Origin of the sequence: Nocardia sp. (assembly GCF_025465275.1) — a bacterium.
Classification (GTDB): domain Bacteria; phylum Actinomycetota; class Actinomycetes; order Mycobacteriales; family Mycobacteriaceae; genus Nocardia.
In genome coordinates this window covers 12,663-34,535 of the sequence record NZ_JAODNK010000084.1, presented here as the reverse complement: position 1 = coordinate 34,535, position 21,873 = coordinate 12,663, and the positions used below count along the sequence as shown (strand labels likewise).

Sequence of the window (21,873 nt, the reverse complement as noted above, 5' to 3'; positions counted from 1 at the left end):
AAAATGGATACAGCCAGATCACTCACGGTGGTCCTCCCGACGGATGCGCACGAGGTGGCCGGGCGTGGTGCCGAGCTGCACCAGCACATCGGCCCCCGGGGAATTCATGGGCAGCCACACGACCCGGTCCGGCATCTCGGTGATGACCAAGGGCAGGGTGATATGGCCGTGATCATTACCGACCGTCACCGGATCGCCTGTGGTGGCGCCGATTTCGGCGGCGGTATCGTGCGAGAGCCGTACCACCGGCGGGCGGGCGGTGCCGGCCAGATTGGGTTCACCGTCCTGCAGGCGGCCGCGGTCGATGAGCATGCGCCAGGCGGAGAGCACGGCGGTGCCGGAGACTGCCTGCGCGAGCGGTTGCGGTGGCAGCGCGGGGGTGGCGGCGGCCGGACCGTCCCACGCACCCATATCCGCCAATTCGGCTCGGGCACTTGCCACATCGGGCAGACCGAGCCGCACACCCATCTCCTGGGCAATGGCATCGAGCACGCGGTGTTCGGGCATCGGCGCGGACTCCCGGCGCACGGTCGAATCCCGCAGTGCCGCATCGAATTGCCGGTGCCGGCCCTCCCAGGTGAGGAAGGTGCCCGCCTTCTCCATGGCCGAGGCTACCGGGAAGACGACATCGGCGCGCTCGCTGATATCGCTGGCCCGAAGTTCCAGGCTCACAACGAAACTGGCGGCATCGATGGCGGTGAGCGCGGCATGCGGGTCGGGCATATCGCCGACCTCCACGCCGCCGATGAGCAGTGCGCCCAGCGTCGGGGCGGCGGCCAGAATGGCGGCGGTGTCGCGACCCGGAGTCGTCGGTAGCTCGCTGACACCCCACGCATTGCGCACCTGCTGGCGTGCAACAGGATCAGCGACCGGACGACCACCCGGCAACACCACTGGAAGTGCACCCGCTTCGAGCGCGCCACGTTCACCGGCACGACGCGGGATCCACGCCAGCCCGGCGCCGGTGTCATCGGACAGCCGGGCAGCCGCCGACAGACCGCCGGGGATGCCACCGAGCCGCTCACCGACGATGATGAGCGCACCGGGCTCGCGCAGCATGGTGGCGACGTGCTGCAGATGACCGGGAGCGATTGCGACAGCGGTGGAATCACCCGTGCGGATGGCTTCCATGAGATACGCCTCGGCACCGGGCGCGGTCGGCAGCAGGACGCCGTTCATACGCTGCAGGCCGCGCGTGGTGTACGGCGCGAGCGAGTAGATCTCGGTGCCGTTCTTGCGAGCGGCCTTACGCAGCCGCAGGTAGATCATCGGCGACTCTTCTTCAGCCTCGAATCCGGCGAACAGCACGATCGGCGCACGCTCCAGCGCCGCGTAGTCGACGGTGATGCCCTGGCCCGCAATGCGAGCCGCGAGGAAGTCGGCCTCCTCCGCGGAGTGCTCGCGGGAGCGGAAGTCGATGTCATTGGTATCGAGGGCAACTCGCGCGAACTTGGAGTACGCGTAGGCGTCCTCCATGGTGACGCGACCGCCGACCAGCACACCGGCATTGCCGTGCGCAGCGGCCAGCCCGCGCGCGGCGGCCGTGATGGCCTCCGACCACGAGGCGGGCTGCAGCGTCCCGTCCCAGGTGCGCACCAGCGGGGTGGTGAGCCGATCCCGCTCGGTGGCGTACTGGAATGCGAATCGTCCCTTGTCGCAGTTCCATTCCTCATTGACCTGCGGATCGTCACCGGCGAGCCGGCGCATGACCTTGCCGCGGCGGTGATCGGTGCGCTGCGCACATCCGGAAGCGCAGTGCTCGCAGACGGCGGGGCTGGACACCAGGTCGAAGGGCCGGGCCCGGAATCGGTAGGTGCTGCCGGTGAGCGCGCCCACCGGGCAGATCTGCACGGTATTGCCGGAGAAGTAGGAGTCCATCGGCTCCCCGGCAGCGATGCCGACCTGCTGCAGCGCACCACGATCCATCAGCTCGATGAACGGATCACCGGCCACCTGCTGCGAGAAGCGGGTGCAGCGGGCACAGAGCACGCAGCGTTCCCGATCCAGCAGAATGGCCGAGGAGAGCGGAATCGGCTTGGGGTAGGTGCGCTTCTCGCCATCGAATCGCGATTCGGCACGACCGGAGGACATGGCCTGGTTCTGCAGCGGGCATTCGCCGCCCTTGTCGCATACCGGGCAGTCCAGAGGGTGATTGATGAGCAGCAGCTCCATCACGCCCTCCTGCGCCTTGGCGGCGGCGGGGGAGGACAGCTGGGTATGGATGACCATGCCCTCGCTGACCGTCTGCGTGCAGGAGGCGACAGGCTTGCGCTGCCCCTCCACATCGACCAGGCACTGCCGGCAGGCGCCGACCGGGTCGAGCAGCGGGTGGTCGCAGAAGCGCGGAATTTGAATGCCGATGAGCTCGGCGGCGCGGATCACCAAGGTCCCGACGGGCACCGAAACCGTTGTGCCGTCGATGATTACGCTCACCATATCGGTGGGCGTCACATCGCTGGTATTGGAGTTGACTGTCTGTGTCATCGCGCTCCTTCAGCCCAGACGGTGGACCGGGCCGGGTCGAACGGGCACGCGCCGAGGCGCAGATGCTCGACGTACTCGTCGCGGAAGTACTTCAGGGAGGAGAAGATCGGGCTCGCCGCGCCATCACCGAGAGCGCAGAAGGACTTGCCGTTGATGTTGTCGGCAATGTCCAGCAGCTTGTCCAGATCGGTTTCGTCACCCTGACCCTTCTCCAGCCGTTCCAGCAGCTGGACCAGCCAGTACGTACCCTCGCGGCAGGGAGTGCACTTGCCGCAGGATTCGTGGGCGTAGAACTCGGTCCAGCGCAGCACGGCGCGCACCACACAGGTGGTGTCGTCGAAGATCTGCAAGGCCTTGGTGCCCAGCATGGATCCGGCGGCGGTGACGCCCTCGTAGTCGAGCGCGACATCGAGGTGCTCCGCGGTGAAGATCGGAGTGGAGGAACCGCCCGGGGTCCAGAACTTGAGGGTGTGCCCCGCGCGGACGCCGCCCGCGTGTTTCAGCAACTCCCGCAGGGTGATTCCGAGGGGTGCTTCATATTGCCCCGGTCGCGTCACGTGACCGGAGAGCGAGTACAGCGTGAAGCCCGGCGACTTCTCGGTGCCGAAGGACCGGAACCACTCCACACCATTGGCGATGATCGCCGGCACGGAGGCAATGGATTCCACATTGTTGACCACGGTCGGGCAGGCGTAGAGGCCCGCGACGGCGGGGAACGGGGGACGCAGGCGCGGCTGACCGCGGCGGCCCTCGAGGGAATCCAGGAGTGCGGTCTCCTCACCGCAGATGTACGCACCGGCGCCGGCGTGCACCACGACCTCCAGGTCGTAGCCGGAGCCCTGGATGTTCTGGCCGAGATAGCCTGCGGTATAAGCCTGTTCGACGGCAGCCTGCAGCCGGCGCAGGACCGGAATCACCTCGCCGCGCACATAGATGAAGGCGTGCGAGGCGCGAATGGCGTACGCCGCGATGATCACACCCTCGATCAGGGTGTGCGGGGTCGCCAGCATGAGCGGAATGTCCTTGCAGGTACCCGGTTCCGACTCATCGGCATTGACCACCAGATAGTGCGGCTTGGTAATGCCATCTGGGCCGGGGCCCTGCGGGATGAAACCCCACTTCATACCGGTGGGGAAGCCCGCGCCGCCGCGACCACGCAGACCGGAGTCCTTGACGGTGGCGATCACCTCGTCGGGCTGCATACGCAGCGCCTTCGGGAGCGCGCGATAGCCGCCCTGCCGGCGGTAGGAGGGCAGCGACCAGGAATCGGGCTCGGCCCAGTGCTTCGAGAGGACCGGGGTCAGCGTGGTCACTTGGTGCCTCCGTCCGTCGAATCCTGCTCGGCCGCATGCAGACCCGCGAGCGTGGCCGGACCGGCCACACCGTCCGTCGCTCCCGGGCGCGCATCCGGGTAGCCCGCGAGAATGCGCGCGGTATCCCGGAAATTGCAGAGCGGAATGCCACTGCGCGAGCCGGTCACCGGATCACCGCCGCGCAGCGAATCCACCAGTTCCCGTGCCGATTCCGGCGTCTGGTTGTCGAGGAACTCCCAATTGACCATGATCACCGGGGCAAAGTCGCAGGCCGCATTGCACTCGATGTGCTCGAGGGTGACCGCGCCGTCGGCAGTCGTCTCCCCATGCCCTATGCCCAAGTGCTGCTTCAATTCCGACATGATCTGGTCGCCGCCCATGACCGCGCACAGCGTGTTCGTGCACACGCCGACGTGGAAGTCGCCGGTGCGGCTGCGCCGGTACATGGAGTAGAAGGTGGCCACCGCGGTCACCTCGGCATCGGTCAATCCCAGCTGCTCGGCGCAGAATTCGATGCCGGTGCCGGAGACATAGCTCTCCACCGATTGCACCAGATGCAAAAGCGGCAGCAGTGCCGAGCGCGGATGCGGATAGCGCTCGATGATCTCCTTCGCCTCCAATTGCAGGCGGTCGTGCACCTCCTGCGGATACGGAATGGGGCGCACGGTCAGGTTCAGCAGAATCTCTGTCATCGGTCCACCCCGCCCATCACCGGATCGATACTGGCCACCGAGGCGATGACATCGGCGAGCAGACCGCCCTCGCACATTGCCGCCACCGCTTGCAGGTTCGTGAACGAGGGGTCGCGGTAGTGCACCCGATACGGCCGGGTGCCGCCGTCGCTCACCATGTGCACACCCAGCTCACCGCGCGGCGACTCGACCGCCACGTACACCTGACCGGGAGGAACCCGCATACCCTCGGTCACCAGTTTGAAGTGGTGGATAAGCGATTCCATGGAGGTGCCCATGATCTTGGAGATGTGCTTGGGGGAGTTGCCGAGACCGTCCGGGCCGAGCTCCAAGTCCGCGGGCCAGGCAATTTTCTTGTCCGCCACCATGATCGGGCCCGGTCGCAGCCGGTCCAGACACTGCTCGACGATCTTGAGCGACTCCTTCATCTCGTTCACCCGGATGAGGTAGCGGCCGTAGCAGTCGCAGCCGGTATCGACCATGACATCGAATTCGTAGGTCTCGTAACCGCAGTACGGCTGGGACTTGCGCAGATCGTGGGGCAGACCCGTCGAGCGCAGCATCGGACCGGTGATGCCCAGCGCCATACAGCCGGTCAGATCCAGAATCCCGACATTACGGGTGCGGGCCTTCCAGATGGGATTCTCATTGAGGAGAAGTTCCATATCCCGCAGGCGCTTCGGCAACAGCTCGAGGAGCTCGCGCACCTTGGCGACACCATCCTCGGGCAGGTCCTGGGAGATTCCGCCGGGCCGGATGTAGGCATGGTTCATGCGCAGGCCGGTGATGTTCTCGAACACATCGAGAATGAGTTCCCGCTCGCGGAATCCGAAGAGCATCGGCGTCAGCGCACCCAGCTCCATGCCTCCGGTCGCCAGCGCGACCAGGTGCGAGGAGATGCGATTGAGCTCCATGAGCATCACGCGGATGACACTGGCGCGTTCGGGAATATCGTCGGTAATGTCGAGGAGCTTCTCCACACCCAGGCAGTACGCCGTCTCATTGAAGAACGGCGACAGATAGTCCATGCGGGTGACGAAGGTGACGCCCTGCACCCAGCTGCGGTATTCGAGATTCTTCTCGATACCGGTATGCAGATAGCCGATGCCGCAGCGGGCCTCGGTGACGGTCTCGCCCTCGATCTCCAGAATCAGGCGTAGCACCCCGTGTGTGGAGGGGTGCTGCGGTCCCATATTCACGACTATGCGTTCCTCGGCGGCGCCGTCCAGCGCCGCGGAGATTTCGTCCCAGTCATTGCCGCCGACGGTGATCGTGCGCTCGGGGCGCTTCGGGGGCTCCGGATGAGACTGGTCCTGCTGGTCTTCGAACACATCTGTGTCGTTCATCAGTGGTACGCCCTCCGCTCGTCGGGCGGCGGGATACGCGCACCCTTGTATTCGACCGGGATCCCGCCGAGCGGGTAATCCTTGCGCTGGGGGTGACCGCGCCAGTCGTCCGGCATCGAGATTCGGGTCAGCGAGGGGTGACCGTCGAACAGGATGCCGAAGAAGTCATAGGTCTCGCGCTCGTGCCAATCCGTGGTCGGATACACGGAATACAGCGAGGGGAGATGCGGATCCGCGTCGGAGACCGAAACCTCCAGGCGCACCCGGTGATTGTGGGTGATGGAGTTCAGGTGATAGACCGCATGCAGTTCGCGGCCGGCGTCCTCCGGGAAGTGCGCGCCGTTCACACCGAGGCAGAGCTCGAAACGCAGAGCCTCGCTGTCGCGCAACGTCTTTGCGACAACAGGCAGGTGCGCGCGGTGCACGTGCAGGGTGAGCTCGCCGCGGAAGACCACGATCTTCTCGATGACATCCGCGAACGCGATGCCGGCGCCCTCGAGCGCACGACTCAGTGCCGTCACCAGATCGTCGAAGTAGCCGCCGTACGGCGGTGCGCTGCCGCCGGGCAGGCTGACCGTGCGGACCAGACGGCCGTAGCCGGAGGTGTCGCCCGTGCCGGAGACGCCGAACATGCCCTGCCGCGTGCCGATCACCTCGTCGGCCGGCGCCTGTCCGGGTTCCGTTGCGGCAGTCTCGGTTTCATCTGGAGTGGACTCAGCATCCTGATTCGACTCGGCGGGTAGCACCGCGGCCTCCTCCGGGGGGCTCTCCGTATCGGTCGGTGAATCGAAGCTCATCGCAACAGCCCCTTCATCTGTATGGTCGTGGGGCTGGCGAGCGCGGCGGCCTCGGCGGCCCGCACGGCTTCCTCGCGATTGACACCGAGCGGCATCTCCTGAATCTTCTCGTGCAGCTTCAGGATCGCGTTCAACAGCATCTCCGGCCGCGGCGGGCAGCCGGGCAGATAGATGTCCACCGGCACGATGTGATCGACACCCTGCACGACGGCATAGTTGTTGAACATGCCGCCCGAGGATGCGCAAACACCCATGGCCAGCACCCATTTGGGTTCGGTCATCTGGTCGTAGACCTGGCGCAGGACGGGGGCCATCTTCTGGCTCACCCGTCCGGCGACGATCATCAGATCGGCCTGGCGCGGCGAGGCGCGGAACGCCTCCATGCCGAAGCGCGCGATATCGAATCGCCCACCGCCGGTGGCCATCATCTCGATGGCGCAGCATGCCAAGCCGAATGTGGCGGGCCAGAGCGAACTCTTGCGCAGATAGCCCGCGAAATCTTCCACCGTGCTCAGCAGGAATCCGCTGGGCAGTTTCTCCTCGAGACCCATGTCGAACTACATCTCCCGGATCGAAACACCCCGCACAGGGCGGGGTGCAATGTTTGGAATCCCCTGTACGCCACTCAGTCCCAGCTGAGTCCGCCTCGCCTCCACTCGTAGGCATAGGCCACCGACACGTTGAAGACGAACAGCGCCATCGCCGCCAGCCCGAACAGGCCGAGCGAATCGAAGTGCACAGCCCACGGATAAAGGAACACGATCTCGATGTCGAAAATGATGAACAGCATTGCGGTGAGGTAGTACTTCACCGGAAAGCGTTGTCCACCACTGTTTCCCGGGCCACCGCCGACGGCATGCGGCGTCGGCTCGATACCGCACTCGTACGGTTCGAGCTTGGCGCGGTTATAGCGTTTGGGGCCCACCAAGGCCGCCAGAAATACGGAGAACACCCCGAACGCGGCGGCAACCGCGCCGAGGACAAGCGTCGGCACCTCGATATTCACAACAGCACTACCCCTCCTGGTTGCAACCTTGCGCAGGGGCGATGACGCCCCGGGCGGCCCGGATTTTCGGAGATCGGGCGTGGCGGCGATTGATACCGTCAGCCAGGCTCGTGTGAGCTAGGGCACAGCCTACAACTCACGCGACAAGATACATGACGTTTCGCGAGGCCGTTTGATTCAATTCGGAACGGTCTTTCATGACCGATTCGACGGAATCGCGAATGTCACGTGACACAGATATCCCCTGGTCCCGGGGAGGGGAGAGCTCAGGCCGCGGAACGGTTCCGCAGTACGCCGAGCACGGCGTCGGTCAACCGGATCGGATCCAGCGGATGCGACACAGCCGCATCGGCCCGCGACCAGTTCGCCAGCCAGGCATCATCGGGGCGACCGGTGAGCACCACAATCGGCGGGCAGTTGTCGATTTCATCCTTGAGCTGCTTGGCCAGGCCCAGCCCACCCGTCGGCGCGGATTCGCCGTCCAGGATCGCCAAGTCCAGCTTATGAGCATCCATATGCTCCAAAACCACAGCGCCGGTAGCCACTTCGACATATTCGATGGGCGGCAGATCCGGATGCGGCCGTCTACCGAGAGCCAGCATGACCTGGCTCCGAGTATCGGCATCATTGCTGTAGACGAGAACCCGCAGCGCGGCGGGACGCTTGGCATCGACCACGCACCGGATGGTACGGGTTCGCTATGGGTGCCGGTGGCAGGTTCGCCAGAACCCGTCCGCGCGTCGAGGAATCAGGGCCTCGTCGGACCTTCCACGCCGGACCGATCGGCATAGCCGACCGCGGCGTCGAGCCAGTCCTCGATCAGCTCTGACACGCGGCCGGGATCGGCTTCGGCTTGCGCGCGAATCTCGGGGGCCGTGATGCTGCGGACGATCGCGACGAGTGCGATGGCGTGGAATCGGATTGCCGGCCCACCCGCGCCCAGCGTGGACAGTTGTGAAATTTTCGGAACGTGCCGGTCCGGATCGGCAATTGCGGGCGGTGTCACGCCATGCTGGTTGGGTAGTTCCGTCCGTGGTGTGAAGTCCTGTCGAGCAAAGGAAGCAAGGAATGCCTGCTGAAGTCGTGGATGCCGTGGTGGTCGGAATGGGACCGGGCGGTGAGGATGTCGCGACACGATTGGCTCAGGCCGGATTGACGGTGGTCGGGGTGGAGGGGCGGTTACTCGGGGGTGAATGCCCGTATTACGCGTGCATACCGACGAAGATGATGGTGCGCGCGGCCGGGGTGCTGCAGGAAGCGCGACGGGTCGACGCGCTGGCGGGTTCGGCGACGGTGACGCCGGATTGGACGCCGGTGGCGGCGCGGATTCGCGACGAGGCGACCGACAACTGGGACGACACGGTCGCGGTCGAGCGGTTCGAGAAGGCCGGCGGCAGCTTCGTGCGCGGGTGGGGGCGGATCTCCGCGCCGGGTGCGGTGACCGTGGCGACCGCCGGGGGAGAACGCGTGTTCCAGGCCACCCGGATTGTGCTCAATCCGGGTACCGCTCCGGCCATTCCACCGCTGCCCGGCCTCGAGGGCACGCCCTACTGGACCAATCGCGAAGCCGTCACCGCGACCGAGGTGCCGCGGTCGCTGATCGTGCTCGGCGGCGGACCGGTGGGTGCGGAATTCGCGCAACTGTTCGCGCGCTTCGGAGTGGAAGTCACCGTCATCGTGCCGCGCCGGCTGCTGCCGCAGGACGAACCCGAAGCCGGTGACCTGCTGGCGAAGGTCTTTGCGACCGAAGGCATCACAGTGCGCAAGGGTGCACACGCTGCAAGCGTGGCGCACGACGGCGCAAACTTCACCGTCGAACTCGACAACGGGCAGTCGGTGCAAGCCGAGCAGCTGCTCATCGCCACGGGTCGTCGAACAGACCTGTCGGCGTTGGGAATCGGCGTGCTGGGGCTGGACGAAACCGCGAAGACCCTCCCGGTCGATGAGCGCATGCGCGTCGCCGACGGCGTCTGGGCCATCGGCGATGTAACAGGTCAAGGGGCCTTCACGCATATGTCCATGTACCAGGCGCGCATCGCCGCGCAGGACATTCTCGACTCCTCCGACGAAATCGCGCAGTATCGAGCCGTCCCGCGCGTGACGTTCACCGACCCGGAGGTCGGCGCGGTCGGCCTCACCGAGGCGCAGGCGCGCGCCGCCGGTCTGAACGTGCGCACCGCGAGCACGGAGGTTCCCACCTCGGTCCGCGGCTGGATTCACAAGGTGGGCAACGAGGGATTCATCAAACTCATCGAGGATGCCGACCGGGGTGTGCTCGTCGGCGCGACTTCCGTGGGACCGCAGGGCGGTGAGGTGCTCAGTGCATTGAGTGTCGCCGTGCACGCCGAGGTGCCGACCAGTACGTTGCGCCAGCTGATTTTCGCCTACCCGACCTTCCACCGAGCCATCGAGGCCGCCCTCGATGCACTCGCTGCAGGTTAGGTATCGGCGCGTAATCGTTGCTGTTCACCGGCCCGCAAACACGCCATCCTGAGAGGCATCGATATCCGAGCAAATGGGCGGTGGACGTATGCGGATTTCGGAGATTCTGCGCCGTAAAGGGCCGGGCGTGGTCACGATTGCACCCGATGCCACAGTGCGTGAACTGCTACGAGTGCTCAACGCGCACAATGTCGGCGCGGTGGTGGTGTCGCCGGACGGAGTGCTCATGTCCGGCATCGCCTCCGAGCGCGACATTGTGCGGCGACTGCACAGCAGAGGGGCCGAGCTATTGGATGCACCGGTGTCGGACATCATGACCGCGGCCGTGCACACCTGCTCACCCGAGGATCAGGTCGAAACACTCAATGCCACGATGACGGAACATCGGATCCGGCACCTGCCAGTGCTCAGCGAGGGGCGCATGGTCGGCATTGTCAGCATCGGGGACGTGGTGAAGAGCCAGATCTCAGAACTGGAAGAGGAACGCGAGCACCTGGTGCGATACCTGCACGGCTGACCTCCCCTCGGGCCGGACAGCCCTCCCAAGGATCGAACAGCGCTTATGCGGCCTGTTCGATCGGGAGACGTGCTGTGCGGCACGGGGGTCAGCTGATATCCGCGAGGGTGCGAGCGCCGGTGGCCACGTCTGTGGCCGTGGGCAGGTCGAGGTGCAGTTCGAGGTCGGGTGTGGTGGCGGGGCCATCGTGGTGGGTGATGCCCGCCTCGGCGATGACGTAGTGCAGCGTGGTCTCGCCTATGTGCACGGTGGCCGTGCCCGCTGGGAGCAGTTCTGCCACAGCGCGTCCCAGCGGTAGGGCGAACCAGTGGGCACGGACGGCGTCGGTGGGGCGGCGGTCACCGAGTAGCTGCGTGCCCCAGATCGAGAGTGCGTCGAGCGCGGGGCGTAATGCCGTGCCCGCCTCGGTGAGTTCGTAGACCGCGGTCGCCGCACGGGGTCCGACGCGGCGGCGGGTGAGGATGCCGTCACGTTCGAGATCCTTGAGCCGGGCGGCCAGCACATCGGTGCTGATGCCGGGCAGGTCCGCGAACAGATCGCTGTATCGGCGTGGACCGGAACACAATTCGCGGACGACCAGCAGGTTCCAGCGGTCGCCGACAATGTCGAGGGCGCGGCTGACGGTGCAGTAGTGGTCGTAGCTTCGGCGTGACACGCCTCCCACTGTAACCTGGAACTTGGAAAAACAAAGTGCAAACTTGGAAATTCCAAGTAGAGTGTGGCTCAACCGCATTCAGAAGGGACGTCCATGCAGGTCAAGCAGTCGAGCAAGCTGGCGGGTGTGTCGTACGAGATCCGCGGACCGGTGGCCGAACACGCGGCCCGGCTCGAGGCCGAGGGCCACCACGTGGTCAAACTCAATACCGGCAACCCGCTGCCGTTCGGATTCGAAGCACCTGCGGACCTGCTGCAGGACATGATTCGCAACCTGCCGGCATCCAGCGGGTACTCCTCCTCCAAGGGGCTGCTGTCGGCGCGGCGCGCCGTCGTGCAGTACTACCAGACCCTCGGGGTCGAAGATGTCGACGTCGAAGAGGTCTTCCTCGGCAACGGCGTTTCCGAACTGATCATGATGTCCATGACGGCACTACTGGAGAACGGCGACGAAGTACTCGTTCCCGCACCGGATTTCCCGCTCTGGACCGCCGCCACCGCGCTCAATGGCGGCAGGCCCGTGCACTACATCTGCGACGAGGCCTCCGACTGGTTCCCGGATGTGGCCGATATCGAATCCAAGGTCACCGACCGCACCCGGGCCATCGTGCTCATCAATCCGAACAATCCCACGGGCGCGGTCTACTCGCCCGAGGTGGTGCGCCAGGTGCTCGAGGTCGCGCGGCGGCATAACCTGGTGGTGTTCTCCGACGAGATCTACGACAAGATCATCTACGACGATCTGAAGCACACCGCGACCGCTTCGCTCGCGCCGGACCTGTTGGTCCTGACCTTCTCCGGGCTGTCGAAGTCCTATCGAGCCGCCGGATTCCGCTCCGGGTGGCTGGTGGTTTCGGGGCCGACGCAGCATGCGCAGAACTACCTCGAAGGCCTGACCATGCTCGCGGGTCTGCGCCTGTGCGCGAATGTGCCTGCGCAGCAAGCTATTCAAGCGGCACTCGGCGGGCATCAGAGCATTTTCGATCTCACCGCGGCCGGCGGGCGACTGCATGAGCAGCGCGATCGCGCGTGGGAAGCCCTCAATGCCATTCCCGGCATCTCGTGTGTGAAGCCCAAGGGCGCGCTGTACGCCTTCCCGCGCATCGACCTCGATGTGTACCCGATCCACAATGACGAGCAGTTCGTGCTGGACCTGCTGCTGCAGGAGAAGATCCACATTGTGCAGGGCACGGGCTTCAACTGGCCGCGCCCCGACCACTTCCGGATCGTGACCCTGCCGCACGCCGATGACCTGGAGGCGATCATCGAACGCATCGGCCGCTTCCTGGCGACCTACCGGCTGTGACGGGCGACGCGAAAAAATATCTCGAGAAATGTCCAGAGATACGTCGAAGTGATGTGATGGGCTCCGACCAGTAGGTGAAAGCAGGTCACCAACTCGTCAGGAGCCCGCCATGACCACCACCGTCACCACTTTCCTCTGGTTCGACACCCTGGCCGAAGAGGCCGCCGAGTTCTACACCTCGCTGGTTCCCGATTCCCAGGTCACCGATATCTCGCGTGGCCCCGACGGCGCGGCCTTCATCGTCTCCCTCGAATTGGCAGGTCATTCACTGACTCTGCTCAATGGCGGCCCCGCACATCCGCACACCGATGCCGCCTCGATCCAGGTCGTCGTGGACGGCCAGGAAGAGGTCGACCGCCTGTGGGACGCCTTCACCGCCGAGGGCAAGCCCGGCCCGTGCGGCTGGCTCACCGATAAGTACGGCCTGTCCTGGCAGATCGTCCCCTCCGGCCTTCCGCAGCTGATGGGTGGCGCCGATCCGGCCCGCAGCGCTGCCGCCTCCACCGCCCTGCGCACCATGTCCAAAATCGACCTCGAGACCCTGCAGGACGCGTATGACAACGCCTGAACGAAGACAACATCATTCGGCCGGCCCGGGAGGTACCCGGGCCGGCCGAACGATGCCGTCAGCAGCTATTTGAGCGCGACCCGCGCGCCGCCCGAGAACATCGAGTCATGGAACTCGACGGTGGCCGGAACCGTGCCCTTGGGAACATCGAACGGGATGCTCACGGATATCTTGTTGCCGGGATTGATTTCGGCGGTCAGGTCTTGGTTGACGGCAAGCTCCGCCGAGGTGTCATTGCTGAACTGCTTGCCCTGATCGTCGATCAGCTTCTGATTCTCGCCGAAGTAGCTCTGCGCCTTGTCGCCGATATTGGTGATCGCGACGTGCACGAGGACGTACTCGCCCTGCGCGGTCTTCCGCAAGATTTCATTGTCACCGACCGCCGCCACGGGCGGGTCGACCGCGGTAACAGCGAAGGCGAACTTGCCGTCCCGCACTTCCGAACCCGCCGCGGCCACCGCCGTACTCTTATCGGTGCTCTTCGAAACTTCGTGTGCCGCAGTGCCGACCAGGGCAAAACACCCGCCGAAGAACAGCACGACCACGGCGAGCAGAATCCAGGGCCAGATCTTCCGTTTCTTTCTGGGCGGCGGGGGATAACCCTGCCCGTACATCGGCGGACCACCTGGAGGCGGAGGTACCGGCTGATTCGGAGTGGACATGGGCAACCTTCAATTCACTGTCCGCGCAAGGGCCGACCCTTCCCCTTGCGGATGGATCGATCAATGTTGCCAATTATGAACCCCTTTCGCGAAATTGATCGCGATTCGAATTGTTGCGAGGGCTGATCTGTGTTTAAAAGGCCTTACAGGAGTGAGTTTTCGGACATAACTCTCGAAGCAAACTGTGTGGCCTCTAGTTGTTAGCTGATATTCGTCGGGTTAGGCACATTGCCAGGACGAGTAGGGCGGTGAGACCGCCGCAGATGAGGACGGTTGAGGGGGAGGTGCGGTCTACGATCACGCCGCCGGTCAGGGCGCTGAGGCAGAAGGTCGCTTGGAAGGATGCGGTGAAGAGGACCGAGGAGACTTCGGCGTGATGGGGGACTGCGCGGGCGAACCAGGTTTGCAGGACGACCGGGACGCCGCCGTAGCCGATACCTCAGACGATCAATAGGGTTGCGGCGCCCAATTCCCAGCGGCCGAATATCGGTAGCAGGAGCATGGCGCCTGCCATCAGGGCTGCTGCGAGGCACAGGGCGGCGCGGGAGTGGTGGGCGATCATGCTGCCGCCCAGGGCATTTCCGGCGATACCTGCTATTCCGTAGATCAGTAGGAGGGCGGTGACGCTATTGACCCCGGTGACCTGCTGCAGAAATGGCGTGACGTAGGTGTAGGTGCCGAATTGGGCGAGGACGATGAGAAATGTTGCCAGTAGGGCGAATCGGGTGCCGGGGACTTGCAGGCCCGCGCGCAATGTCGACCAATCGAGGGCCTGATGGGCAGGGAGCGCGGGTAGGGACAACATCAGGAGCGCCAATACCGCGGCCGACAGGATGCCCAGCACCACGAAGGCTGTCCGCCAGCCCGCGAGATTCCCGACGAATGCACCTGCTGGAACGCCGAGTACCGAGCCGAGGGGGACGGCCGCGAAGATTACTGTTGTCGCGCGGGCCGTCGACTCCGGTGACACCAGTCGCTGCGCCAATCCTGCTGCGATGGACCAGTATCCGCCGATCGTGATGCCGAGCAGCACGCGAGATGCCAGTACCAGCCAGAACTCCGGGGCGAGTGCGGCAATCACGTTGGCCGCCACCAGAAGTAGCGTGCACTCGCACAGCAGCAGCTTGCGATCGATCCGCGCTGCCGCCACCGTGACCACCGGTGCGGCGATCGCGGCGAGCAGTCCGGGCATGGTCATCATCAGCCCGGCCATGCCGTCGGAGACGGAGAAGTCCGAGCCGATAGCGGTCAGCAGTCCGATGGGCAGAATCTCCGTCGTCACGATCGAGAAGATCCCCAGCATCACCGCGACAACGCCGAGCCACCGGATCATTCCGGGCCTGGTTGTGGGAGAGGGCGCAAGAAGTATCGACACAAGATCCAGTCCAGCAACCCGCGCGCCCGATCACCGGCGGGTCTGCGCCACCATAGTGCGGCCGACCGAGATCACCAGGAACTGAGGGCGGCATGGTGCGAGTAATCCCCGCCCTCAGTTCCTGGTCGATGACGGCGAGCCGACTTCAGCGGTCGCGGTAATGGCGATCGCCATAAGGACGGCGGGGTTCGATGGTTCTGAGGTCCTCGGGGTTCAATGCGAAGCGGCGAGGTCCGGTGTGCAGCGGACGGGAAGGGTCGGCGCCGGAGCGGCGGCTCGCGGTATTGATGATTTGCAGCGTGGCGACCAGGAAGTCCATCAATTCGAGGCCCAGCGGACCGCTGTAGTCGTAGTCCGAGAGTTTCCGGAGTTCCTCGGCGAAGCGGATGCGCAGCCGGTTTGCCTCCTCGGAGGCGTAGTCGCCCTCGGCAATGCGCTGCGCGTCCCGCGCAATGGCGTTCAATCGATCTGCGCTGTAGGTCATCTCGCGCCTGCCTTCATCGACTGGTGCCGCCACAGTCGAATTTCAGGGTACCGCGTTCACGATCCAGGCAATGCTGCACCGCAAGGTTAGGGTGCATGCAACTCGGCCCCTCGACAGCGATTTACGCGCTGTCGAGAGGCCGAATGCTGTTGCTCAGGAAGGGTTCGTCTCCTGATCGAGCGCCTCGATCAGCGTGCCGAGTGAGCCCTTGAGCGCCTCGCGCTGCGGCGCGTCCAGGCGAGCCATGGCCGCCGCGAAGCGCTGGATGCGGGCGGAGGTCAGGCCGGTGACCAGGTCGTGAGCGCGGGAGGTTGCGCTCAGGAGCTGGGCACGGCCGTCTTCCGGGTCGGCGTCGCGGACGATATAGCCCGCTTTCTCCAGGCCGGTGACCATGCGCGACATGGTCGGTGCGCTGACGCGTTCGATATTCGCCAGATCGCTCAGTCGCATAGGCCCGCCGCGGGCGACCGAAGCCAGGGCCGAGGCGGCGCCGGGGCTGAGTTGGCCCAGGTCGCCCGAGGTGCGGAGCAGCCGCAGCAGACGGCCGATCGTGTGGTACAGATCGGCCGCCTCCGTCAACTGGTCGGGGTCGGCGACACTCGTGGGCTGATTCAGCGTGGCCTCCTCGATCATCGGGTCAGATTCCCGCGCGGTCTGCTTCGACGAGTTCCTCGGCCTCGTCGGGAGCTTTCCCGCCGCCGGCGAACCACGAAGCCACTGCGCCGATCAGCATCATAAGTGCGGCGACGAGGAATACGACGATCAGACCCGAATGGAACGGTCCGGAGATCAAGTGCGGGAAGAACTCCTGACCGGTGAGGACATCACTGTTCACACCCGGCTTGTCGAGAGTGCCGCTGGGGCCGAGCAATTCCTTGAACGGGTTGTAGCCCAGGAACGTCGCGAACAGGCTGCCCACCGGGGGCATATCCGCAACCTGACCGGCGACCTGCGGGGACACGCCCTGGCTCTGCAGACCGGAATTCATAGCGCCCGGCAGGGTTCCGGACAGGCCGACGATCATGAGCGAGAAGAACACACCGATCGACAGCGCCATGCCGCCGTTCATCAGCGTGCCGCGCATGCCGGAGGCGACGCCACGTTGCGACGCCGGCACCGCACCCATGATCTCGGCGGTGTTCGGCGAGGTGAAGATGCCGGTGCCGAGGCCGTTGAGCAGGATGATCAGTCCGAACAACCAGTAGTTGAAGTCGACCGGGATGATCACCAGCAGCACGAAGGTGACCGCCGCCAGGGCGAGACCGCCGGCCGCGAAGAACCGTGCGCCGTATTTGTCGCTCAGCCAGCCCGAAATCGGGCCTGCCACCAGGAATCCGACCGTCAGCGGCAGCATGTAGATACCGGCCCACAGCGGAGTGGATTCGAAGTCGTAGCCGTGCAACGGCAACCAGATGCCCTGCAGCCAGATGATGAGCATGAACTGCATGCCACCGCGTCCCAGTGATGCCATCAGGCCTGCGAGGTTGCCGAGTCCGAAGGCCCGATTGCGGAACAGCGACAGCTGGAACATCGGCTGGCTGACCTTGGATTCGATGTAGCAGAAGAGCAGCAGCAGCGCGATGCCGCCGAATACGCCGGCGAGCACCCACGGGTTGCCCCAGCCGGTCTTCGAATCACCGTACGGCTGAATGCCATAGGTGATACCGGAGAGCAGCGCGGTCAAGCCCAGCGCGAAGGTGAGGGTGCCCGGAATATCCAGCGATCCGGGTGTGCGGGTGCCGGTGTCGTGCAGCGAGCGGTACGACCACACGGTGCCCAGAATGCCGAACGGAATGGTGACCCAGAAGATCGCCTTCCAATCCCACTCCGAGAGTATGCCGCCGATGAGCAGACCCAGGAACGAACCGGCCACGGCCGCAACCTGATTGATGCCCAGCGCCACACCGCGACGATTGGCGGGGAAGGCATCGGTGAGGATCGCCGCAGAGTTGGCCATCAGCATGGCGCCACCGACTCCCTGCACCACGCGCCACCCGATCAGCCACAACGCCCCGGCCCCGTGCGTGAACGGATCGAAGGACAGGGCAATCGCGCAGAGGGTGAACACCACGAACCCGAGGTTGTAGATCTTCACCCGGCCGAACATGTCGCCGAGCCGCCCGAACATCACCACCAGTACGGCAGAGGTCAGCAGGAAGCCCATGAGCAGCCAGAGCAGGTAACTCACATTGCCGGGTTCGAGCGGATTCAGGTCGACGCCCCGGAAGATCGCGGGCAGCGAGATAATCACGATCGAGGAATTGATAGTGACCATGAGCATGCCCAACGTGGTGTTGGACAGCGCTACCCACTTGTAGTGCGGATGATCTCGGTCGACGCGAAGGCGCCGGCGAATGGTCTGGACATCACCTTTGTCCAGATCGGTGGTCGGTGCCGCAGCCAACTTAGCCTCCCAAAAACGCAACTTACGAACTTGTCCAATATAGTTGCATGAGGCTAACTAACGAAATGGTGGCGTGGCTCACCCCCACTGACCAGGCCGAATGCGCCGGGAGTGGGTCGAACTGGACGAAGGTCGGCGCTCGGCGTAAAGCGCCATTTATGCGGGCAGTTGCGTGCCGGTGAGCTGCTCGGCGGTCTCCCAGAGCCTCGCTGCGACTTCGCCGTTGCGCGCCCGGCGGGTGATCCTGGCGGGGCCCGACGGACCGACCAGGCCGAATCGTCCTGTGGGACCGTAGTATTCGCCGCTGCGCGCGGACGGATCGGCGGCCGCGTAGAGCAGCGGTTCCGCACCCTGTTCGACTTCTTGGGAGGGCAGGATGGGCAGGCTTCCGAGGAGGCCACGGGCGGGCTTGTCGCGGCCCAGGCTGGCACCGGCTGTTTGCAGATTGGTGCGGGTGTAGCCGGGATGCGCCGCGGTGCTGCGCAGGTTCCAGCCGCGTTCCCCGGCAATCTCGGCCAGGTGCAGCGACAGGATCAGATCCGCCAGCTTCGACTGCGCGTACGAGCGGGTCGGGCTGTACCGGCGCTCCCACTGCAGATCGTCGAAGTTGATGCGGCCGAAGTTCGCGGTACCGCTGCTCATCGTCGCGACACGAGGGCTGTCGGCGCGGAGCAGTAGCGGCAGCAGATGCATGGTGAGTGCGAACGGGCCGAGGAAGTTGCTGCCGAACTGCAGCTCGAATCCATCTGCGGTGGTGTGCCGTTCCGGCGGAGCCATGACGCCGGCGTTATTGACCAGCACATCCAGCGGTGCGCCCGCAGCGAGCAGATCGTCGGCGAAGGTACGCACCGAGGCGAGGTCGGCCAGATCGATACGGCGAACCTCGAGTTTTGCGGCGGGGTGCTTACGCAGGATCTCCGACTTGGCCTGCTCACCCTTTTCCGGGGTACGCACCGCCATGATCACCTGCGCTCCGGCGGCGGCCAGGCGCGTCGCAGCTTCCCTGCCGGTTCCACTGTTGGCTCCGGTGATGACGATCGTCTTACCGGTCTGATCAGGGACTTCGTACATACTGGGCTCCTTGTCGAGGATAAAAGACCGCCGGTCTTTAGCTATTTCGACGATAAGAGACCAGTGGTCCGTTGTCAAGAGACCGATGGTCTGAAATACTCGGAGCATGGTCCACTTCCAACGGGCGCGCAGCGTCGAGCAGCGGGAAATACGCAGACAGGCAATCCTGGATACGGCCGCGAACATGCTCACCGAGATGCCCGTTGTCGATCTCGGGCTCAATGAGCTGGCCCGCCGGGTCTGTCTGGCGAAGTCGAATGTGCTGCGCTACTTCGAATCTCGGGAAGCGGTACTGCTGGAACTGCTCGACCTGCGCTACCGCGAGTGGATCACCACTGTCACCCCGCTCCTGGCCGATACCAGCGGCGACCTGCGCACCCGGCGCGATCGCCTGGTCACCGCTCTGGTCTCGACACTGGCGAAGGAGCCGGTGCTGTGTGACCTCTTCAACGCGCAGGCCGCGATCCTCGAACGCAATATCTCGGCCGAGGTCGCGGCCAGATACAAGTACAAGATGCTGGCCGCCACCGCCGAACTGGTCACTCCGGTCGAACGCCTCATCCCGGAATTCGGCGCCGACGGTGCGATGAAATTCTGTGCGGCAGCACTGCTTTCCGCAGGCGCACTGTGGAGCCACAGCCACCCCGCGCCCGCCATGCTCGCCGCCTACGAGCAGCATCCCGAGCTCGCGGCCGCCCGCCTGGAGTTCGTCCCGATCCTCACCGAACTGCTCGAAGTCCTGGCACGCGGACTACTGACCCGGGACTGAGGACCCTCGGTGATTATCTGCTCGATCGTGGCGCGATCGATGCCCTGGACCAGGATCACCCCTCCGGTGCGTGGCCCTTTCCTTCCGGACATCAGGAATGTGCCGGTAGCCAGGTGCCGGTCGATCAGCCGGACGTGAGGTGGTGGCGGAGCAGGACCGCGAGTTGGGTACTGGCGCAGTCGAAGGGGTGGCTGGATTGCAGGGCACGGCTCTGCACGATGGCGCCCTCGATCGTCAATAGCAGCAGGGCGGCCATCGAGCAGGCGGGAGCGCGGTCGATGCCGGCGGCGATCAGGCCGTCGGCCAGGCGGGCTGTCCATTCGGTGAAGGCCTGACCGGCGGCGGATTGCACCGCCGGATCCTGTCCGTACAGAGCTGCGGCCATCATGAACGAGCCCACGCGATAGTCGCTGGACTCCAATGGATCACGCCAATAGGCGAACAGCTCGTCTAGCCAGCCCTCCAGTGAGGTAGCGGTCGCCAGCGCGTCCGCCATCCGGCTCACATGCGAATAGCCCATCCGGGAAACGGATTTCGCCGCCGTCCCCACGAGCTCCTCTTTACCCAGCGGAAAGTGCTGGTACAGCGAATCGGGTGAGGCATCGCTGCGTTCGAGCAGTTCGGTGATCCCGGTGGCGTGTACACCATGCTCCATGACCGTCAGGATCGTATTCAGAATCAGTCGGGCGCGCGGTCCGGCGGGCATGGAGCTTCCCTCGATCTCGGTGTGTCAGTAGCGGCCGAAGGCGAGCGCGACATTGTGCCCGCCGAAACCGAACGAGTTGTTGATCGCGTACTCGATGTCCTGACGGCGAGCTTCGCCGTGCACGACGTCGAGGTCGATCTCCGGATCCTGGTTCTCCAGATTCAGCGTCGGGGGCACGATGCCGTCCCGAATGCTGAGGACCGTGAGTATCGATTCGAGCGCGCCGACCGCGCCGATCGAGTGGCCCAGCGCGGATTTCGGCGCGTACACCGAGGCGTGGCCGACCCCGGCGTGGTGAATCGCGTTGTTCTCGGCGGTATCGCCGATGGGAGTTGCTGTCGCATGCGCGTTCACGTGCGTGATGTCCTTGGCCGACAGACCGGCGGTTTGCAGGGCCCGGGTCATCGCGCGGCCTGCCCCGGCGCCCTCCGGATCCGGCGCCACCAGGTGGAAGCCGTCCGAGGTGATGCCCGCACCCATGAGCCGCGCGTGGATCGTCGCGCCTCGAGCCTTCGCGTGCTCCTCGGTCTCGATGACCATGAGCGCGCCCGCCTCGCCGAAGACGAAGCCGTCGCGATCCTTGTCGAAGGGACGCGAAGCGCCCTTCGGATCGTGGTTGCGGGTGCTCATGGCGCGCATCATCGAGAATGCCGCGATCGGCACCGCATCGATGTAGCCCTCGACGCCGCCGGTGACGGCGATATCCGCGTCACCCATGACGATCATGCGCCATGCGGTGGCAATGGCCTCCGAACCCGATGAGCACGCGGACACCGGAGTGATCACTCCCGCACGGGCTTTCAGTTCCAGACCGACCACGGCCGACGGACCATTGGGCATGATCATCTGGACGGCGAGCGGCGAAATCTTGCGGTAGCCCTCGCTTTTCAAGCGATCGTTAGAGCTGACGACGGCATCCGCGCCGCCGAGTCCGGTGCCGATGGCGACAGCCAGCCGCAGCGGGTCGACATCCGGGCTGCCCGCATTCTTCCAGACCTCGCGACCGACCACGGTGGCCAGCCGCTCGACATAGGACAGGCGGCGAATCTCGACCCGGCTCAGCAGCGTGTCCGGCGACACCTTCAGGTGACCGCCGATGTGCACGGGCAGGTCGTATTCGGTGATGAAATCGTCGGTGAGCGTGTCGATGCCGCTCTCGCCGTTGAGGAGGCCCTTCCACGTCGCATCGACATCGCTGGCGATAGAGGTGGTTGCCGCCATGCTGGTGACGACGACGCTGGGGAATGTTCCGTTCGCGCTGAAAGGGTTGGTCACGG

General features: G+C 65.0%; 23 protein-coding genes. 5 read left to right on the top strand and 18 right to left on the bottom strand.

Going from position 1 to position 21,873, the window contains the following annotated elements:
- Window positions 1-18: 18 nt before the first annotated feature.
- From JWN03_RS20070 to JWN03_RS20030, 9 genes are all read right to left on the bottom strand, one after another.
- Window positions 19-2,484: an NADH-quinone oxidoreductase subunit G gene (locus tag JWN03_RS20070; protein ID WP_297617086.1), complete on the bottom strand. Its 2,466-nt coding sequence runs from the start codon at window positions 2,482-2,484 to the stop codon at window positions 19-21.
- Window positions 2,481-3,797, bottom strand: coding sequence for an NADH-quinone oxidoreductase subunit NuoF (gene nuoF, locus JWN03_RS20065; protein ID WP_297617083.1), 1,317 nt, complete (start codon window positions 3,795-3,797; stop codon window positions 2,481-2,483). The genes JWN03_RS20070 and nuoF overlap by 4 nt, the downstream gene beginning before the upstream one ends.
- On the bottom strand, window positions 3,794-4,489 hold the full coding sequence (gene nuoE, locus JWN03_RS20060) for an NADH-quinone oxidoreductase subunit NuoE (RefSeq protein WP_297617081.1): 696 nt from the start codon (window positions 4,487-4,489) through the stop codon (window positions 3,794-3,796). Before nuoE ends, nuoF begins: the two co-directional genes overlap by 4 nt.
- On the bottom strand, window positions 4,486-5,835 hold the full coding sequence (gene nuoD / locus JWN03_RS20055; RefSeq protein WP_297617078.1) for an NADH dehydrogenase (quinone) subunit D: 1,350 nt from the start codon (window positions 5,833-5,835) through the stop codon (window positions 4,486-4,488). The genes nuoE and nuoD overlap by 4 nt, the downstream gene beginning before the upstream one ends.
- Window positions 5,835-6,632: an NADH-quinone oxidoreductase subunit C gene (locus JWN03_RS20050; RefSeq protein WP_297617075.1), complete on the bottom strand. Its 798-nt coding sequence runs from the start codon at window positions 6,630-6,632 to the stop codon at window positions 5,835-5,837. The genes nuoD and JWN03_RS20050 overlap by 1 nt, the downstream gene beginning before the upstream one ends.
- Entirely contained in the window at window positions 6,629-7,183 is a 555-nt protein-coding gene (locus JWN03_RS20045; protein ID WP_297617072.1) for a NuoB/complex I 20 kDa subunit family protein, read from the bottom strand. Before JWN03_RS20045 ends, JWN03_RS20050 begins: the two co-directional genes overlap by 4 nt.
- 74 nt (window positions 7,184-7,257) lie before the next feature.
- Window positions 7,258-7,638, bottom strand: coding sequence for an NADH-quinone oxidoreductase subunit A (locus JWN03_RS20040; RefSeq protein WP_297617069.1), 381 nt, complete (start codon window positions 7,636-7,638; stop codon window positions 7,258-7,260).
- Between the two features lie 266 nt (window positions 7,639-7,904).
- Window positions 7,905-8,315 carry an Rv3143 family two-component system response regulator gene (locus JWN03_RS20035; RefSeq protein WP_441343029.1) on the bottom strand — a complete coding sequence of 137 codons (411 nt, stop codon included), beginning with the start codon at window positions 8,313-8,315 and terminating at the stop codon, window positions 7,905-7,907.
- 71 nt (window positions 8,316-8,386) lie between these two features.
- Window positions 8,387-8,644 (bottom strand): hypothetical protein, encoded by a 258-nt coding sequence (locus JWN03_RS20030; protein ID WP_297617068.1) that lies wholly within the window; start codon window positions 8,642-8,644, stop codon window positions 8,387-8,389.
- A 62-nt stretch (window positions 8,645-8,706) separates the two neighbouring features.
- Here JWN03_RS20030 and JWN03_RS20025 point away from each other — a divergent pair, with 62 nt between their 5' ends.
- The gene (locus JWN03_RS20025) at window positions 8,707-10,080 is read left to right on the top strand and encodes a dihydrolipoyl dehydrogenase family protein (protein ID WP_297617065.1); all 1,374 of its coding nucleotides are present in this window, start codon (window positions 8,707-8,709) and stop codon (window positions 10,078-10,080) included.
- 88 nt (window positions 10,081-10,168) lie between these two features.
- The gene (locus tag JWN03_RS20020) at window positions 10,169-10,597 is read left to right on the top strand and encodes a CBS domain-containing protein (RefSeq protein ID WP_297617062.1); all 429 of its coding nucleotides are present in this window, start codon (window positions 10,169-10,171) and stop codon (window positions 10,595-10,597) included.
- Window positions 10,598-10,685: 88 nt separating this feature from the next.
- Here JWN03_RS20020 and JWN03_RS20015 read toward each other — a convergent pair whose 3' ends face one another.
- Window positions 10,686-11,252, bottom strand: a complete 567-nt coding sequence (locus JWN03_RS20015) for a winged helix-turn-helix transcriptional regulator (protein WP_297617059.1) — start codon at window positions 11,250-11,252, stop codon at window positions 10,686-10,688.
- 93 nt (window positions 11,253-11,345) lie between these two features.
- Here JWN03_RS20015 and JWN03_RS20010 point away from each other — a divergent pair, with 93 nt between their 5' ends.
- Together JWN03_RS20010 and JWN03_RS20005 are read left to right on the top strand one after the other, a co-directional pair.
- Window positions 11,346-12,557: a pyridoxal phosphate-dependent aminotransferase gene (locus JWN03_RS20010; protein WP_297617056.1), complete on the top strand. Its 1,212-nt coding sequence runs from the start codon at window positions 11,346-11,348 to the stop codon at window positions 12,555-12,557.
- Between the two features lie 109 nt (window positions 12,558-12,666).
- Window positions 12,667-13,125, top strand: a complete 459-nt coding sequence (locus JWN03_RS20005) for a VOC family protein (RefSeq protein WP_297617053.1) — start codon at window positions 12,667-12,669, stop codon at window positions 13,123-13,125.
- A gap of 65 nt (window positions 13,126-13,190) precedes the next feature.
- Here JWN03_RS20005 and JWN03_RS20000 read toward each other — a convergent pair whose 3' ends face one another.
- The 6 genes from JWN03_RS20000 to JWN03_RS19975 all read right to left on the bottom strand — a co-directional run bounded on the left by JWN03_RS20000 (window position 13,191) and on the right by JWN03_RS19975 (window position 19,121).
- Window positions 13,191-13,787, bottom strand: a complete 597-nt coding sequence (locus tag JWN03_RS20000) for a DUF4352 domain-containing protein (RefSeq protein WP_297617050.1) — start codon at window positions 13,785-13,787, stop codon at window positions 13,191-13,193.
- A 439-nt stretch (window positions 13,788-14,226) separates the two neighbouring features.
- Window positions 14,227-15,120 (bottom strand): MFS transporter, encoded by an 894-nt coding sequence (locus JWN03_RS19995; protein ID WP_297617045.1) that lies wholly within the window; start codon window positions 15,118-15,120, stop codon window positions 14,227-14,229.
- A gap of 187 nt (window positions 15,121-15,307) precedes the next feature.
- On the bottom strand, window positions 15,308-15,646 hold the full coding sequence (locus JWN03_RS19990) for a hypothetical protein (RefSeq protein ID WP_297617042.1): 339 nt from the start codon (window positions 15,644-15,646) through the stop codon (window positions 15,308-15,310).
- Between the two features lie 153 nt (window positions 15,647-15,799).
- Window positions 15,800-16,279 (bottom strand): MarR family winged helix-turn-helix transcriptional regulator, encoded by a 480-nt coding sequence (locus JWN03_RS19985; protein WP_297617040.1) that lies wholly within the window; start codon window positions 16,277-16,279, stop codon window positions 15,800-15,802.
- Window positions 16,280-16,283: 4 nt separating this feature from the next.
- The gene (locus JWN03_RS19980; protein WP_297617038.1) at window positions 16,284-18,050 is read right to left on the bottom strand and encodes an MFS transporter; all 1,767 of its coding nucleotides are present in this window, start codon (window positions 18,048-18,050) and stop codon (window positions 16,284-16,286) included.
- 156 nt (window positions 18,051-18,206) lie between these two features.
- A complete protein-coding gene (locus JWN03_RS19975; RefSeq protein ID WP_297617035.1) occupies window positions 18,207-19,121 on the bottom strand; it encodes an SDR family oxidoreductase in 915 nt (304 codons plus the stop codon).
- 106 nt (window positions 19,122-19,227) lie between these two features.
- Here JWN03_RS19975 and JWN03_RS19970 point away from each other — a divergent pair, with 106 nt between their 5' ends.
- Entirely contained in the window at window positions 19,228-19,890 is a 663-nt protein-coding gene (locus tag JWN03_RS19970) for a TetR/AcrR family transcriptional regulator (protein ID WP_297617032.1), read from the top strand.
- Between the two features lie 124 nt (window positions 19,891-20,014).
- Here the strand turns inward: JWN03_RS19970 and JWN03_RS19965 are convergent, their stop codons facing one another.
- A complete protein-coding gene (locus JWN03_RS19965) occupies window positions 20,015-20,596 on the bottom strand; it encodes a TetR/AcrR family transcriptional regulator (RefSeq protein WP_297617029.1) in 582 nt (193 codons plus the stop codon).
- Between the two features lie 24 nt (window positions 20,597-20,620).
- Complete coding sequence (locus JWN03_RS19960) at window positions 20,621-21,871, bottom strand: KasA/KasB family beta-ketoacyl-ACP synthase (RefSeq protein ID WP_297617026.1); 1,251 nt, start codon at window positions 21,869-21,871, stop codon at window positions 20,621-20,623.
- Between the last annotated feature and the right edge of the window lie 2 nt (window positions 21,872-21,873).